The organism is Arthrobacter sp. Bi26, from assembly GCF_918697925.1.
Taxonomy (GTDB): Bacteria; Actinomycetota; Actinomycetes; order Actinomycetales; family Micrococcaceae; genus Arthrobacter.
The window spans coordinates 1-15,102 of the sequence record NZ_CAKKMF010000048.1; the positions used below are offsets into that span (position 1 = coordinate 1).

A 15,102-nucleotide genomic window follows, 5' to 3' on the forward strand; every position below is an offset into this window, starting at 1 on the left:
TGAATCAGGGTATCCAGGGACTCCAGCCATTCGGCGGTCTCTTCCGGATCACGATCAGGCAGCTGGTTTGTCAACCCGCTGAGGATATGGGAGGTATCTTCTCCTGCAGCCACGTCCAACCTCTCTTTGAGCGCATCTATCGGCACCCTCAGCTCCGGGCAGGGTGACTGCCTGGCGTGAACGCGACGTGTGCGACATATCGGTTACAACAGCCCGGTCGTATGCGCCGGGCAAGGTCCAATCACGGTACGCCTGCCTGTAATTAGCAGGGCGGTTGCCCGCGCAGGCGTAGTCGTCATCAGCCACTCTAGCCGTGCGCGCTGGCGGATGCGTAGCCGCCCCATGGACCCGCCGCCGTATTTCACGGGCATACTGGTTGTGTGACGAAGCACTGCCCGGCAGCCTTCGGATCGTCTCGTGTGACGCAGAATATGGCGGATCGCGGGGCCAACAGCTTGAAGCGAGAGCTCAAAGGGTGTTGGCTTGGAGTAATGGAAATCACTAGTGCCATTGAAAACATGAAGCAATTCACAAAGCATAGGAGCAACACGTGAGCGAGGCCGACGCCGCCACTTCGGTAAATGTGGCGGAGAAACTGGGTTTCAAAGACGGGGACCTGATTCAGGAATTCGGTTATGACGACGATGTCGACTTCGACTTGCGAGACGATATCGAAGATCTCACGGGCTCTGAGCTTCTCGACGAGGACGATCACGAGGTGGTCGATGCCGCCATTCTTTGGTGGCGGGCAGGTGACGGAGACCTTGTTGACACCCTGGTCGATTCGCTGACCACTCTCACCGAGGGCGGCGTTGTGTGGGTCCTGACTCCCAAGTCCGGCCGGGACGGCTACGTGTCGCCGGCGGACATCCAGGACGCCGCGCCCACCGCAGGGCTCCACTACACCACCTCCGCCGGCGTCTCGAAGGACTGGAGCGCCACCCGGCTGGTCACGCGGAAGAACAAGTGACCCAAGCGGTCCAGCAGGAAGCCTCCGGGCCGGCCGCCGCCGTCGCGCCCGTTCCCGCTGTCGGCGATTTTGCCCCGGATTTCGAGCTCGCCAATCAGTTCGGCGAGCCGGTAACCCTCTCGGACTTCCGCGGGCGCAATGTCGTCATTGTCTTTTATCCCTTCGCTTTCTCCGGCATCTGCACCGGGGAACTGTGCGAAATCCGGGACAATCTGGCCCTGTTCGAAGATGCCGATGCCGCCGTGCTGGCAGTCTCGGTTGACAGCAAGTTCGCCCAGCGGGCCTACGCCGAAAAGGAAGGCTACGGCTTCGACCTGCTCGCCGACTTTTGGCCGCACGGCGCCGTGGCCTCGGCGTATGGGGTGTTCGACCCTGAGAGCGGCATGGCGCTGCGCGGCACCTTCATCATCGACGCGGCGGGAATTGTCCGCTACGTCGTGGTGAATCCCCGCGGCCAGGCCCGGGACCTTGCCGAATACCGGACTGCCCTCGCGGGACTCGGCGGGAACTGATCCGGTGAGGCAGCGGCGGCCAGGAATCGGGATGACCGGGTTTGCCAGCCTCCCGCCGGTCACGGCCGCCGGGACCGCCGCTGAGCTCCGGCGCAGCGAACTCGGGATCCTGCAGGACATCCACGGCCTCCTGTCCGGGCTACCGTTCGCCGTGCTGACCGGCGCTGGCCTGAGTACGGATTCGGGCATCCCGGACTACCGCGGCCCGGGCGCCGCGCCGCGGACCCCCATGACCTACCAGGAGTTCATCGGCGCACCCGGAAACCGGCAACGCTACTGGGCCCGCAACCACATCGGCTGGTCGCACCTGCGCCGGGCGGATCCCAACGACGGCCACGCCGCGGTGGCCCGGCTGGAGCAGCGGGGACTGCTCACCGGACTCATTACCCAGAACGTGGACCGGCTCCACGAGGACGCCGGCAGCGTCAACGTGGTGGACCTGCACGGCCGGTTCGACCAGGTTGTGTGCCTGGACTGCCACCGGCGCTTCAGCCGCCGGATGCTGGCCAGTGTCCTTGAGGAACTCAACCCCGGGTTCCTGGAACGGGCCCAGGCCGCCGGGGTGGTGGAAATGGCTCCCGACGCCGATGCCGCAGTCGAGGACTCCGGACTCATCGAATCGTTCGTCGTCGCCCGCTGTCCCGCCTGCGGGGGAACCTTGAAACCGGACTTTGTGTACTTCGGCGAAAACGTGCCCAAGGACCGCGTTGAGCGCTCTTACGCCATGGTGGACGCGGCCCGGGCGCTCCTGGTGGCAGGTTCGTCGCTCACCGTGATGAGCGGCCTGCGATTTGTCCGCCACGCCGCGAAACAGGGAAAAGCCGTGGTCATCATCAACAGGGGACCGACCCGCGGGGACGGCCTCTCCACCATCAAGCTGGAGGCAGGCGTCAGCGGGGCCTTGACCTGGCTCGCCGCCGAGCTGCCGCCACTGTAGCGGAGGGCCGGGCGGATTGGCTTGGCGATTGGCGCTTGGCCGGTGACATCCGGTACAGTAGCTGTTCGTTGGTTGAAGCGCTGAGGCGCGGATTCCGCGGTTTGGGTCTTTAGCTCAGCTGGTAGAGCGCCACGTTTACACCGTGGATGTCATCGGTTCGATCCCGGTAGGACCCACCACAGAAAACCCCGTCATTTCGGACCAAATGGTCCGCAAAAACGGGGTTTTGTGCTTCCGGTAGACCGGCTCAGGCGCTTTTCGGCGCCGATTCGTTGGGGCCGCTGATGGGCGCTACGTTCCCTTCAAGCAGGGCATATGCGTTGGCGAGCCGTTGCACGGCCTGCGACTGGTTGGTTGAAACGCCAACCTTCACGATCGAATCCAGCACAATAGCTTTCGCCTTCTCCAGTTTCTGAGCGTTCGATTCAGCCATGTTGGATTCCCTTTGGTTCTTCCAAGGCGCCCTGTGCGCCCCGGCACGGGACCGAACTTATCACTTGCCCCGCTTAATTCGGGAAATCTCCGTCATTATTGACACCGCATGCCTGCGCTATGCGGTTCGCGGGCAGGCCGGCGATACAGTTGAACGGGACGTTGAGACAATTTTGCGGAGGATCATGTTTTACGGAGTCACTCGCTACAGCCTCTTCTCACCCGGATCGCAGTCGTGGAAAACGTCCAGCAGCGGTGTCTTCAAGACTCCCGAAGAGTACATGGGGTATCTCTTTTCGGAACGACGGCTTGAGTTGCGGGAGGAAATGTTCTTCACCCGTTCCGTGCCGGCGCTGGCCGCCATGGCTGAAGATTACGACTACAAACACTTCGTTCTGTATTCCAGCCTTCTGCCGCAGCGCCATCAGGAGGTGCTGCTCGCGGCCGCGGCCCACTACCCGTTCCTGGTCCCGGTGGAATGGAACGACGTCGTCCGGGGAACTGGCATCGAAGAAGTGAAGCCCCTGATTGAGCAGGACCTCGCCAGCAAGTTCGACGCCGACGCCGGCGTGCAGCCGGTCGCGTGGTTCCGCCTAGACGACGACGACGTGCTCGCCACCAACTACCTGACACGGCTTGCAAGCTACCGGGCCTTAAGCAATGTCGGCATGGCCGTGTCCTTCGGCCTCGGCCTGACAGCCTACAAGGCCGACAGCGAACTGGTGAACCTTCGGGAGTACTACCACCCGAAGTCGGCGCAGGGCATGGCCTTCGTCGCTGCATTCGACCCGATCCGGGGCCGGCTCGAAATCAACACACCCGGTCCGCATCACGGTGTGGACCGGGTGATGCCGACCATCCTTGATTCCCGGGAGCACATGTTCTTCCAAGTGCGTCACGGCGATCAGGACTCAACGCTCAGCACCACCCCTTATGAACGCGCCGTCGCATCCTTGGCGCGGCTGGACAAACTTCCGGCTCTGCGGGCGGAAGGGATCTCCGCAGATAGGTGGCCAACCCTCTACCAAGACATCATCCGCGGTGAGCCCGCGGCGCATGAGCTGTCCTTCCCCGGCGCGGAACTCCTGCGCCTGTCCCAAGAGACCGCGCTGGTGTTTCCCCTGGACCCGGAGATTACCCAGGGGCTGCTTGAGTTCGAGTTTGAGTTCGAGTCAGCGCAGCAGCTCAACGGGGCTTTTGCCGTCATCTCGTACGAGCTGAGTGCTGCAGAAGGCGTGGACGTTGAGGAACTGGGACTCAAACTTGGGCTGCGATCGAGCCCCGATTACGGATTGTACCGGCTGGCCTGGTCGCGCGAATCCCGCGGGGTGGTGCGCCACAGCCTGCCCCTGCCAGAAGGCCTTACGATTGCGGGCATCGCGCTGCGGGGCAAGAAGATACAGCCGGCAGATGTCTTCATCCGTTGGTGCGAGCCGCGTGTAGTGTCCTTGCACGCCGCCGACTAAGTACTGAGAGTCCGACGCCGGCCCGCGCTCCGAAAATGTCCGGGCCCTAAAATGTCAGGGCTTAACCCTAATGTGACGGGCATGGAGCACGTAATGGTGAAGACAGACCCGGACGGGCGGCCCCTGGCGGTAGTCCGCGGGGGCAGGGAATGGTTGATCGGGGTCGAGCCGGTCCGCTGGTTCGAACGGGTCAGCTGGTGGGAGGCCGAGCGCCGGATGCCCAAGGGCCTGAGCCGCGTTGACGTCGAGGTCTGGCAGGTCCAGGCAAGGCTTGGCCGCAACCGCGGATCGGCCCTGACCACCATGGAACTGATCCGGGACGGCCTCGGCGGCGGCTGGCGGCTCCGGGAAGCGGTCGCGGACGCCGCGTAAGATGGCGGGGCGGGCAACGATCGGCCGGTCCCGCCGGCTTCTGATGGTGGTCCCGGACACCGGCTCAACCCGGGCATTGGAAAAGCCTTCCACCGCGACTATTGGGGGATGCCGCGGTGGAAGGCTTGTAATGAATATACCGTGAACGTTTGGAAATGTGAAACACCGACGGCGTTTCACCGCGGCAGAATTACGCCATTCGATGGCCTATTCGCAGGCCCCGGGACCCTGCCGCCTAGGATGTTTTCATGACCGCCACGAGTGCCCGCCGAATCGCCAGAGTCCGCCCCCTGTCCCGTGCTGCCGACGACGAACACTTCTTCGTCACCAACGACGCACCGGACTTTGCCAGTGCGGCCGGTAAGGTGTGGACGGTAGCCACCTCCCCGTTCCCTGGCTCTGTGGCCAATGCCGGCAGCCGGCCGCGCTGCGGCTGGGAAATCGGCGCGACGGTGGATGAGGCATCGTTTACATTCCTCGCGCCAAGCGTTCCGGCCAACGTCCTGGGCATGGCGCACAATACCGGCCGCGCAGGCCGCGACCTTCCGCCGCAGGCCTTCCACAAGGCGGCGACCAGCGTGGTCGGTCCGGGCGATGCAATTGAACTCCGGCCGGGGGTGGGCCGCGTCGAGCCTGAGGCCGAACTGACAATCGTCATCGGGCGCAAAGCCCGCGGATTGACGCCCGGCAACGCCAAGAGCGCAGTCCTGGGATACACCATCGGAAACGACGTCTCCGCCAGGGACCTGCAGGAATGCGACGAGCTGTGGATCAGCGCCAAGAGCCAGGACACGTTCACGCCTGCAGGGCCGTGGATCGTCACGAAGCTCACGGAGGACCACCTGGCAATCGGAATCAAGCACAACGGCGTGGAGCTCAAGCCGGCCAGTTCCGCCGATCTCGGCTGGCGGGTAGAGGAAATCCTCGCCTATCTGACCTCCTTCATGACGCTTCACCCGGGCGACCTGGTGCTGACGGGATTCCCCGCCGGGTCCGCGCCAATCGTTCCCGGCGACACGGTCACGTGCCATATTGCAGGCATCGGCCAGCTGACCAATCCCGTGGTGTCCGCCGCCTGACGAGCCGGCGGTCCACGACGGGCGGTGCTGCCAGGCGAACGGCGGTAAACGAGGCCAGCCAGGTCCCGGTTCACGGCGCCAGACATTATGATGGTTAGTGTTCAGCTGACTGGACGGCATTTGTTTGAGTGGCGCGGCAACTTGCGCGCGATACCTGGAGGAGAATCATGGCCGATTCCCGAGTTTCCCGAATCTCCGACGGATTGGGGAGCGCGTCACCGGCACCGGCTGTCACGCGCGCCGCCGCCGTGTTGGAGGCCCTGGCCGCGTCCGCGACCGGACGCCTCACGCTCAGTGATCTGGCCAGGGAGCTGGGAATACCAAAGTCCTCAACCTCCAACCTCCTGCTCGCGCTCGAGGAGGCCAGGCTGATCAACCGCCAGGGCGCGGAGTTCACCCTCGGCCGCAAATTGGTTGAGCTGGGTGCGGCGTACCTCAGCCGCCTCGACGAGGTCCAGGAGTTCTACCGGTTCTGTGAACAGGCTCCGACGCTGTCGGGTGAAACTGTCCGGATCGCGATGCTGGACGGAACAAATGTCATTTATCTTGCCCGCTATGAAGGGCACCCCGCGGTACGCCTGACGTCCAACATTGGCGACAAGATGCCGGTCTCCCTCTGCGCCGTGGGCAAAGCCCTGATAGCGCGGCTGCATGACCATGACGTCGACGAGATGTTCCCGGACGACGCCGAACTGCCGGTCCTGACGCCGAAGTCGCTGCGCACCGGAGCCGAGCTCAAGGCGCAGCTCGATGTCATCCGGGTGCAGGGGTACGCGTTCGAGGACGAGGAATCCACCACGGGCGTCGTGTGCCTGGCCGTGGCTGTCCCGACGCGCGGCGCGCACGGTCCCAGCCTTGGCCTCTCGGTCACCGCGCTGAAGGCGACCTACTCGCAGGAGCAGGGCGCCATGATGGTCAAGGAACTCCAGGACCTCGCCCGGTCCCTGGGCAATCCCATGGGCTAGCCCCGTTCCGTCGGCTCGTCCCGGGTTGCCAAGAATAAGTCTGATTATTCATTGGCTAGTCGATCACCATGCTGTACGCTGTTCAGTATGGTGATCGACTCTTCGGGGGTTGCTCACATCCCACCAGACCAACGGGGGTCTGGAGTGTTCTTGAGGGAGTGCTTGTGACAACTAGTACTAATACACCGCTCGCTGAAGCGGACGGCGCCGTCGTCGATCCGGAACAGCTGCGACGGGCTACGCTTGCCAGCTCCGTGGGCTCCGCGCTGGAGTACTACGACTTCTACATCTACGGCCTGGCTTCGGCCCTGATCTTCGGCCCGCTGTTCTTCAAGCCGCTCGGCGAAGACGGGGCGCTGATCGCATCCTTCGCCACATACGGCGTAGGCTTCGCGGCCCGGCCCTTCGGCGGAATGGTCTTCGGCTACATCGGGGACCGGTTCGGCCGCAAAATGGTCCTCATCCTCACCATCACCCTGATGGGGTCCGCCAGCTTTGCCATCGGCCTGTTGCCGACCTATGAACAGGCGGGCATGCTTGGCGCCGTTCTGCTGGTGACGCTGCGCATCCTGCAGGGATTGGGCGCCGGAGCGGAACAGGCCGGCGCCACCACGCTGATCTCAGAAGTCGCACCGCGTCGCCGTCGTGGCTTCTTCGCCGCGCTTCCGTTCGTCGGCATCCAGCTGGGCACCTTGCTTGGCGCCGGCACGTTTGCCCTGATTGCCATGGCGGACAAGGCCACGCTGGAGGGCTGGCTGTGGCGGGTGCCTTTCCTGGCCAGTGTGTTCCTGATTTTGGTGGCTCTCTTCATTCGGCTCCGGCTGAAGGAAACGCCCGTCTTCCAGGAGCTGGAGAAGCACAAGAATGTCGCCAAGAACCCCATCGGCCAGCTGTGGAAGCACTCCAAGAAGAACACGCTGATCGGTATTGGCCTGCGGATGGGCGAAAACGGGAACTCCTCGATCTATTCCGCCCTGCTGATTGCCTTCCTGGCCGCCAAGGACGGAGTCTTCCCCGGCGACAAGTTCATCGGACCGGTCGGCCTGCTCATTGCCGCCGGCTTCGCCGCCGTTATGGTGATCACGTTCGGTGCGCTGTCCGACAGGTTCGGCCGCGTGCCCGTCTACCGCTACGGTGCGCTGTTCCAGGCCGTCATCGCCCTGCCGGCCTTCTACCTGGTGACGCTGGGCAATGTCACGCTTGTCTGGATAGTCATGGTGGTTGGCATCGCCCTCGGCGTTCAGTCCATGCTGGGCCCGCAGTGCCCGCTCCTGCCCGAACTCTTCGGGTCGCGCTACCGCTTCACCGGGGTGGCCATGAGCCGTGAACTCTCTGCAGTCATGGCCGGCGGACTCGTTCCGCTGGTGGGTGCCGCGCTCCTGGCTGTGACGGATCACTCCTGGCTGGTGCTCGCCATCTACTCGCTGGTCCTTGCCCTGATCTCGTTTGTCACCACCTTCTTCACGCCCGAGACGGTGGGACGCGACCTGCTCCTCACGGAAGATGCGCGCTAGGCGCACCCGCCCCTATCAACCCGCCGTGCGCGGGACCGCAGGCTGTGGCTCCTTCCACTCAGGAAGGGGCCACGGCCGCTTGTGCGACACGGGAAACGCCTGGCGACGCGCAAAATACCCAGCGCTTCCGAATACCCGCGTCGCCGGGCACTATGCGCGTCGCTGAGCGGAACCCGCCTCGCCAGGCGGGAATGCGAGTCGCCAGGCAGGACGCGCATGCCCTGCATCAACGCAGAGGGCGGCCCCTCCGTTTCCGGAGGGACCGCCTGGCGTGCGCTGCGGCGGGGGCCGCAGGATGGGGATAGAGCCGACTCAGTAGAAGTGCACCGTGTCCACGACGTGGGGGAGTTCGCCGCCGTCGAGGTAGGTCCGCAGGTTGCTGCAGAAGCGTTCGGCGATCAGCCGGTTTTCGGCTGCGCTGAGGGCCGAGGTGTGCGGGGACACCATCACCCTGGGGTGGGTCCACAGCGGGCTGTCCTGCGGGAGCGGCTCCACGGCAAACACGTCCAGGCAGGCGTAGGAGACCTGGCCGTTCCCGAGCGCCTCCAGGAGCGCCTCTTCATCCACCACGGTGCCGCGGCCCACGTTCACGAAGACCGTTCCGGGCTTCATGGCAGCGAAGACGTCGCGGCCGAAGAGCTTCTCGGTGTTGGGCGTGCCGGGAAGGGTGTTGACGACGGCGTCCGCGGTGCCGAGCAGGCCGGCGAGGCCGTCGTTGTCCGTGACCACCTCGATCCCGTCGATGGACTCCACGGTCCGCTTGGTGCCGCTGACGCTCATGCCCAGGGCGCGGGCGATTCGTGCGGTCTCGAGCCCGATCTCGCCGAGTCCGGTGACCACCAGGCGGGAGCCGTTGACCAGGCGGGTGGGGGTGCGGAGCTCGGGCCAGAGCTTGGCGGCCTGGTCCTGTGCCAGTTCCGCGCTGCGCTTGAAGCCGTTGAGGATGCCGAGGGCGGCAAACTCGGCGAGCGGCAGGGCGTGCACCCCGGCCGAGGTGGTGACCTTGAACTTTTGCAGCGTTGCGGCGTCCAGCCCCGATGCCTTCACGGCACCGCCGGCGCCGGCCGCCATGGCGTGGATCCACTCAAGGCGGGGATTGCTGCCGGCGATCCGGGCAAGGCCCGCGGGGCTCTCGTTGGGGAGCCCGTACAGGACCTGGGCCTTGTTGAGCATGTCCCAGTAGCGCTCTTCCTGCTCCGGCGTCCGGCGGAAGTCCGGATCTCCCGAATGGTCTGCGGGAAAGCGTTCCGGCGGCAACAGCTCGGGGTCGTAGAGGACGGTCACGGAAGGATCTACGGCGCGGATGCGTTCCACATGCTCTGCTTCGAGCGGGACGGCGATCGCGACGGTGGTTTTGGTCGTCATAGTGTTCATCATACTGAATGGAGGCTAGAATGCTGAACAGATTTCCAATATTGACTACGGCAGAGATTCACCACGACAGATTCACCACGACAGATTTACCACGATGGAGTGAGGCAACATGGAGATGGACCGCAAAGAAGCCGGGTTTGTCGGCCTGGGACTGATGGGGGCGCCCATGGCCGCCAACCTCCTCGCGGCAGGGTGGGCCGTCAGTGCCTGGAACCGTTCGCCGGCGGCCCTGGACGCCTTCGAGGCCCTCGGCGGATCCCGCGTGGCAGCAGTCGAGGCGCTCCGCGACCAGCCGGTGATTGTCTTCATGCTCCCGGATCTGTCCGACATTGAGGCTGCCAGCGCCGCGCTCCTGGCCGGCTGGGCCGCGAAGCCGCCCGCCCCCGGAACCGCCGTGGTGGTGATGAGCAGCGTCTCGCCGTCTGGGGTGCAGGACTTCGGGAAACGGGTCGCTGAGGCGAGCGGAGGCAACGCCGTCGTCGTCGATGCGCCTGTCAGCGGCGGCACGAGAGGTGCGGTGGACGGAACACTCGCCATCATGGCCGGCGCCAGCGAAGCCGACTTCCGGCGGCTCCTGCCGCTCTTCAGCGCGATGGGCAGCACCGTGCGCCGGCTGGGTCCAGTGGGCTCGGGGTCGCTCGCCAAGGCCTGCAACCAGCTGATCGTAGGAACCACGACGGCGGCGCTCGCCGAGGCCGCGGAGCTCGCCGAACGCTCCGGCATGGACGTATCCGCGCTCTACGAGGTGCTCGCGGGCGGACTGGCCGGCAGCCGGGTCCTGGACATCGTGGGGCCGCGGCTCGCCGCGAAGGACTACGAGCCCACCGGACCGGCCAAGTTCATGCACAAGGACCTGTCCTTCGTGCTCGACAGCGCCGCCACGGCCGGTGCCGCAGTACCGATGGCGGCCGCCGGCGTCGAGCTCTACGCGGAGCTCAAGCGCCAGGGGCTCGGGGACCGGGACCTCGCCGTCGTGCGGCAAACCATCTCCAATCTCAGTGACGACACACGTGAAAACCCAGCAGCAAAGACCAATTGAGGATCAGCGAACCATGAATGGACTTTTTGACCTGACAGGCCGGACCGCACTGGTCACCGGTTCCAGCCGGGGGATCGGCAACGCCCTGGCCCGGGCCCTGGCCGACGCCGGCGCCACCGTGGTGCTCAACGGCATCAACCCCGAGCGGCTCAAGGCCGCCGAGGCCGCGATGGCCGCGGACTACCCGCCGGGCCGTGTGCACAGCTGCGCCTTCGACGTCACCAGCGACTCCGAGGCCGCCCGGGGCGTCGCCTGGGTCGAGGAAAACGTGGGGCCGCTGGAGATCCTGGTGAACAACGCCGGCATCCAGCACCGCGTGCCGATGCTGGAGCTCGACGTCGCGGACTGGGAGCGGGTGATCTCCACGGACCTGACCAGTGCCTTCCTGGTGGGGCGGGAAGCGGCCCGGCACATGATTCCCCGCGGCCGGGGCAAGATCATCAACATCTGCTCGGTCCAGACCGACCTGGCACGCCCGACCATCGCCCCCTACATTGCGGCCAAGGGCGGCCTGCGGAACCTGACCCGCGCCATGACCGCGGAATGGGCGGCCTCGGGCCTGCAGATCAACGGCATCGCGCCGGGCTACATCCACACCGAGATGACGCAGAACCTCGTCGATGACGAGGCGTTCAACTCCTGGATCCTGGGCCGGACCCCCGCGCACCGGTGGGGGACCGTGCAGGACCTGGCCGGCCCCGCGGTGTGGCTGGCCTCCGACGGCTCAAATTTCGTCAATGGCCAGACGATCTTCATCGACGGCGGAATGACGGTGGTGGTCTGATGCGCGGCGTGGCAGGACTTCCGGCCACGGCCGCCGCAGTGGTGGCCCACGCGGCCGGCGATCTGCGGATCGAGGACATTCCCGTGCCCGCGCCTGCGTCCGATGAAGCCGTCATCGAAGTGGCCTTCGGCGGCATCTGCGGATCCGACCTGCACTACTGGCTGCACGGCGCCGCGGGGGAGTCCATCCTCAAGGCACCTCTGGTCCTGGGCCACGAGATCGTGGGAACCGTCATCCGCGCCGCCTCGGACGGGACCGGGCCCGCGGCGGGCACGGCCGTGGCGGTGCATCCCGCCACACCGGGCCCGGGCGGCGCCCGGTACCCCGGGGACCGCCCCAATCTTTCGCCGGGCTGCACCTACCTGGGCAGCGCAGCACGCTTTCCGCACACGGACGGCGCGTTCAGCCGGTATGTGAACCTGCCGGCACGGATGCTCCGGCCCTTGCCGGCCGGCCTCGAGCTGAGGACTGCCGCACTGGCTGAGCCGGCCAGCGTAGCCTGGCACGCCGTGTCGCGCGCCGGGGATGTGGCGGGAAAGACGGCGCTGGTGATCGGCAGCGGCCCCATCGGCGCCCTGGCGGTGGCCGTCCTCAAGCGCGCCGGTGCTCGGCGGATCGTGGCCGTGGACATGCATGAGCGGCCGCTGGAAATTGCCCGTGCCGTGGGAGCGGACGCCGTCCTCAAGGGGGACGCCGCCGCGGCGATCGCGGCGGTGGAGGCGGACATCGTCATCGAGTCCTCAGGCAGCCACCAGGGGCTGGCCTCGGCGATCAAGGGCGCGGTCCGCGGCGGCAGGGTGGTCATGGTGGGGCTCCTGCCCTCCGGCCCGCAGCCCGTGCTGATCTCCCTGGCCATCACGCGCGAGCTGGAGCTGGTGGGCTCGTTCCGCTTCAACGACGAAATCGATGAGGTTCTCGGTGCGCTGGCCGACGGATCCCTGCTGGTGGATCCCGTGGTCACCCACGCCTTTACGCTGGACCGCGGACTGGAAGCGTTCGACGTCGCCAGGAACGCGGCTGTTTCCGGGAAGGTCCTGCTGGACTTCCGGCCGGCCCCGGCGTGAGGCGCCCGGCCGGCGTGAGGCGCGGCGCCGTCGTCGAGGCCCGGTCCGCCAGTGGCGCGCTAGTGCCGCTCGACCGGGACAAACACCCGCGGCTGGTTCTTCCAGCTCGGCTCCATCTCCGAGATGGTCTCCCGCATGATCCGGTTCGAGGCCTCGCGCGCGGCGGCGGCATCCCCGGCGGCGATGGCTTCGGCGACCTCTACGTGCCACTGCAGCGCCGTCTCCCGCGGGTGGTCCGGCATCAGGCCGTGGATGGTGCGGCCGGTCAGGGTTTCGGTCACCTGGCCCACCATGTTGGCGAACATCTCGTTGCCGGAGCCGGTCAGCAACAGCGAATGGAACAGGATGTCCAGTTCGAGGAACCGGGGAACGTCCCCGGCCTGGCCGGCGTCGCGCATGGCGTGCGAGATCTCCACGAGCTCCTGGCGGAGCTCCTCGGGGGCGTTGGCCGCTGCCAGCTCGGCGGCCACCGGCTCGACGGCGGTGCGGAGCTCGGCCAGGGAACGCAGCTGGGCGCCACGGCCCTCGCCGGCCAGGCGCCAGCGGATCACGAGCGGATCGAACGGGTTCCAGCGGCTGGAGGGCAGCACCCGGATGCCGACGCGCTTGATGGTCTCAACCAGGCCCAGGGACTGGAGAACGCGGACCGCCTCCCGGACCACCGAACGGGAGACCTTGAGTTCGTCCTCAAGGTGCTCGGCAAGCATGACGTGCCCGGGCGGCAGCTCGCCGGCCACGATCCGGGTTCCGAGGTGCTCAATGGCACGATGATGGAGACTGGTTGACATAGTCGTAAGCATAATGCGGCGGGCCTGGTCCAGGCCGACCGGCGGGGCGGGCGCCGGTGATCATAGACTGTTTATGACGCACAGTATTCCGCTACGTGGGCGCTGCTTTCCCGCAGCCCGCGGAAATACATATGGTTTATGGACAGCCACAAATTCTCAAGAGCGGGTTCCGCCCTCTGCGGCGCACCTGCCCGAGTCCTAGATGAACGTCTTAGATGAACCGCCGTGCATCCATGGTCTACAGAAATCATGGTGCACAGAAATGAATTGGAGTTTTGATGTCAGCACACATCGGTGTTACCGGCCTCGCGGTGATGGGGGCCAACCTCGCACGCAACCTGGCCCGGAACGGCTTCACCGTTGCCCTGCACAACCGGTCGGTGGAAAAGACAGACACCCTGCTCGCCAAGTACGGCGATGAGGGCGACTTCGTCCGCACGGAAACCCTCCAGGAACTCGTTGATTCGCTGGAAAAGCCGCGCCGCGTGCTGATCATGGTCAAGGCCGGCAAGCCGGTCGATTCCGTGATCGAGCAGCTTGAGCCGCTCCTGGAGGCGGGCGACATCATCATCGACGCCGGCAACTCGCACTACGAGGACACCCGCCGCCGCGAGGCCGCGCTCGCCAAGAAGGACCTGCACTTCGTCGGCATCGGCGTCTCCGGTGGCGAGGAGGGTGCCCTCAACGGCCCCTCGATCATGCCGGGCGGTTCCAAGGAGTCCTACGACGCGCTTGGCCCGCTGCTGGAAAAGATCGCCGCCCACGTCGACGGCCAGCCCTGCTGCGCCTGGATCGGCACCGACGGCGCCGGCCACTTCGTCAAGATGGTCCACAACGGCATCGAATACGCCGACATGCAGGTCATCGGCGAGGCCTTCGACCTCCTGCGCTCCGGCGCCGGGATCGAACCGGCCGAGCAGGCCAAGATCTTCGAAGAGTGGAACAAGGGCGACCTCGCCTCCTTCCTGATCGAAATCTCCGCCGAGGTCCTCGGCCACGTCGATGCGAAGACCGGCAAGCCGTTCGTCGACGTCGTGGTGGATGCTGCCGGCCAGAAGGGCACCGGCCGCTGGACGGTCATCTCCGCGCTCGAGCTCGGCTCCCCGACCTCGGGCATCGCAGAGTCGGTCTTTGCCCGGGCCCTGTCCTCGCAGGCGGAGCAGCGCGTGCTGGCCCAGGAACTGCTCGCCGGCGGCGAGGCCGCCGTCGAGGTCCCCGAGAGCTTTGTCGAAGACGTCCGCCAGGCGCTCTACGCCTCGAAGCTGGTTTCCTACGCCCAGGGGCTGGACATGCTCACCTCCGCGGCCAAGGAATACGGCTGGGACCTGAAGCTGGATGAAATCGCCTCGCTGTGGCGCGGCGGCTGCATCATCCGCGCCGAGCTGCTCAAGGAGATCACCAAGGCCTACGCCGCGGCGGAGAAGCCGGCCAACCTGCTCTTCGCCCCGGCGTTCACCAAGGCGATCGCCGAGGTCCTCCCGGCCTGGCGCCGGGTAGTGTCCACCGCCGTGCAGCTCGGCATCCCGGTGCCGGTGTTCTCCTCCTCGCTGGCCTACTACGACGGCCTGCGCCGCAAGCGCCTGCCGGCCGCCGTCATCCAGGGCCAGCGCGACCTCTTCGGTGCGCACACCTACGGCCGCGTCGATGCCGAGGGCACGTTCCACACCCTTTGGGGCGAGGACAAGTCCGAGATCGAGGCAGTCGACACCCACTAGCCGCACCACGGACGGCCGGCACCTTCCAGATACTCTGGGAGGCGCCGGCCGTCCGTGTATCCGGCCGCTCCTACCCAAGGAGTTCAGCGCC

At 66.1% G+C, this 15,102-nt stretch carries 15 protein-coding genes and 1 tRNA gene; 13 read left to right on the forward strand and 3 right to left on the reverse strand.

Annotation, left to right across the window (positions count from 1 at the left end; all coding sequences use genetic code 11):
- Nucleotides 1-550: 550 nt before the first annotated feature.
- The 4 genes from LQV16_RS13710 to LQV16_RS13725 all read left to right on the forward strand — a co-directional run bounded on the left by LQV16_RS13710 (nt 551) and on the right by LQV16_RS13725 (nt 2,598).
- Complete coding sequence (locus LQV16_RS13710) at nt 551-970, forward strand: DUF3052 domain-containing protein (RefSeq protein WP_018773429.1); 420 nt, start codon at nt 551-553, stop codon at nt 968-970.
- Complete coding sequence (locus LQV16_RS13715; RefSeq protein WP_229994462.1) at nt 967-1,482, forward strand: peroxiredoxin; 516 nt, start codon at nt 967-969, stop codon at nt 1,480-1,482. The genes LQV16_RS13710 and LQV16_RS13715 overlap by 4 nt, the downstream gene beginning before the upstream one ends.
- Nucleotides 1,483-1,486: 4 nt before the next feature.
- Nucleotides 1,487-2,419 (forward strand): NAD-dependent protein deacetylase, encoded by a 933-nt coding sequence (locus LQV16_RS13720; RefSeq protein WP_229994463.1) that lies wholly within the window; start codon nt 1,487-1,489, stop codon nt 2,417-2,419.
- A gap of 103 nt (nt 2,420-2,522) precedes the next feature.
- Nucleotides 2,523-2,598 (forward strand) — tRNA-Val (locus tag LQV16_RS13725).
- Between the two features lie 68 nt (nt 2,599-2,666).
- Here LQV16_RS13725 and LQV16_RS13730 read toward each other — a convergent pair.
- Nucleotides 2,667-2,852, reverse strand: a complete 186-nt coding sequence (locus LQV16_RS13730) for a hypothetical protein (protein WP_229994465.1) — start codon at nt 2,850-2,852, stop codon at nt 2,667-2,669.
- On the opposite strand from LQV16_RS13730, the gene LQV16_RS13735 reads away from it, so the two are divergent.
- The 5 genes from LQV16_RS13735 (at nt 2,851) to LQV16_RS13755 (ending at nt 8,247) form a co-directional block, all read left to right on the forward strand.
- Nucleotides 2,851-4,317, forward strand: a complete 1,467-nt coding sequence (locus tag LQV16_RS13735) for a glycosyltransferase (protein ID WP_229994466.1) — start codon at nt 2,851-2,853, stop codon at nt 4,315-4,317. The genes LQV16_RS13730 and LQV16_RS13735 overlap by 2 nt on opposite strands.
- A gap of 93 nt (nt 4,318-4,410) precedes the next feature.
- A complete protein-coding gene (locus LQV16_RS13740; RefSeq protein ID WP_229994467.1) occupies nt 4,411-4,689 on the forward strand; it encodes a hypothetical protein in 279 nt (92 codons plus the stop codon).
- Between the two features lie 248 nt (nt 4,690-4,937).
- Nucleotides 4,938-5,768, forward strand: coding sequence for a fumarylacetoacetate hydrolase family protein (locus LQV16_RS13745; RefSeq protein ID WP_229994468.1), 831 nt, complete (start codon nt 4,938-4,940; stop codon nt 5,766-5,768).
- 167 nt (nt 5,769-5,935) lie between these two features.
- The gene (locus tag LQV16_RS13750) at nt 5,936-6,733 is read left to right on the forward strand and encodes an IclR family transcriptional regulator (protein WP_229994469.1); all 798 of its coding nucleotides are present in this window, start codon (nt 5,936-5,938) and stop codon (nt 6,731-6,733) included.
- 164 nt (nt 6,734-6,897) lie between these two features.
- A complete protein-coding gene (locus LQV16_RS13755) occupies nt 6,898-8,247 on the forward strand; it encodes an MFS transporter (protein ID WP_229994470.1) in 1,350 nt (449 codons plus the stop codon).
- 312 nt (nt 8,248-8,559) lie between these two features.
- Here the strand turns inward: LQV16_RS13755 and LQV16_RS13760 are convergent, their stop codons facing one another.
- Nucleotides 8,560-9,624, reverse strand: a complete 1,065-nt coding sequence (locus LQV16_RS13760) for a D-2-hydroxyacid dehydrogenase (RefSeq protein ID WP_356815770.1) — start codon at nt 9,622-9,624, stop codon at nt 8,560-8,562.
- 112 nt (nt 9,625-9,736) lie between these two features.
- Between LQV16_RS13760 and LQV16_RS13765 the strand changes: the two genes are divergently transcribed.
- Genes LQV16_RS13765 through LQV16_RS13775 form a run of 3 tightly spaced genes read left to right on the forward strand, consistent with a single transcriptional unit; the run spans nt 9,737 to nt 12,508 of the window.
- On the forward strand, nt 9,737-10,660 hold the full coding sequence (locus tag LQV16_RS13765; RefSeq protein ID WP_229994497.1) for an NAD(P)-dependent oxidoreductase: 924 nt from the start codon (nt 9,737-9,739) through the stop codon (nt 10,658-10,660).
- Between the two features lie 13 nt (nt 10,661-10,673).
- On the forward strand, nt 10,674-11,444 hold the full coding sequence (locus LQV16_RS13770) for an SDR family oxidoreductase (protein WP_229994472.1): 771 nt from the start codon (nt 10,674-10,676) through the stop codon (nt 11,442-11,444).
- A complete protein-coding gene (locus LQV16_RS13775) occupies nt 11,444-12,508 on the forward strand; it encodes an L-idonate 5-dehydrogenase (RefSeq protein ID WP_229994473.1) in 1,065 nt (354 codons plus the stop codon). The genes LQV16_RS13770 and LQV16_RS13775 overlap by 1 nt, the downstream gene beginning before the upstream one ends.
- Nucleotides 12,509-12,567: 59 nt before the next feature.
- Here the strand turns inward: LQV16_RS13775 and LQV16_RS13780 are convergent, their stop codons facing one another.
- Entirely contained in the window at nt 12,568-13,296 is a 729-nt protein-coding gene (locus LQV16_RS13780) for an FCD domain-containing protein (protein WP_229994474.1), read from the reverse strand.
- 278 nt (nt 13,297-13,574) lie between these two features.
- On the opposite strand from LQV16_RS13780, the gene gndA reads away from it, so the two are divergent.
- A complete protein-coding gene (gene gndA / locus LQV16_RS13785; protein ID WP_018773415.1) occupies nt 13,575-15,011 on the forward strand; it encodes an NADP-dependent phosphogluconate dehydrogenase in 1,437 nt (478 codons plus the stop codon).
- Nucleotides 15,012-15,102 lie beyond the last annotated feature (91 nt).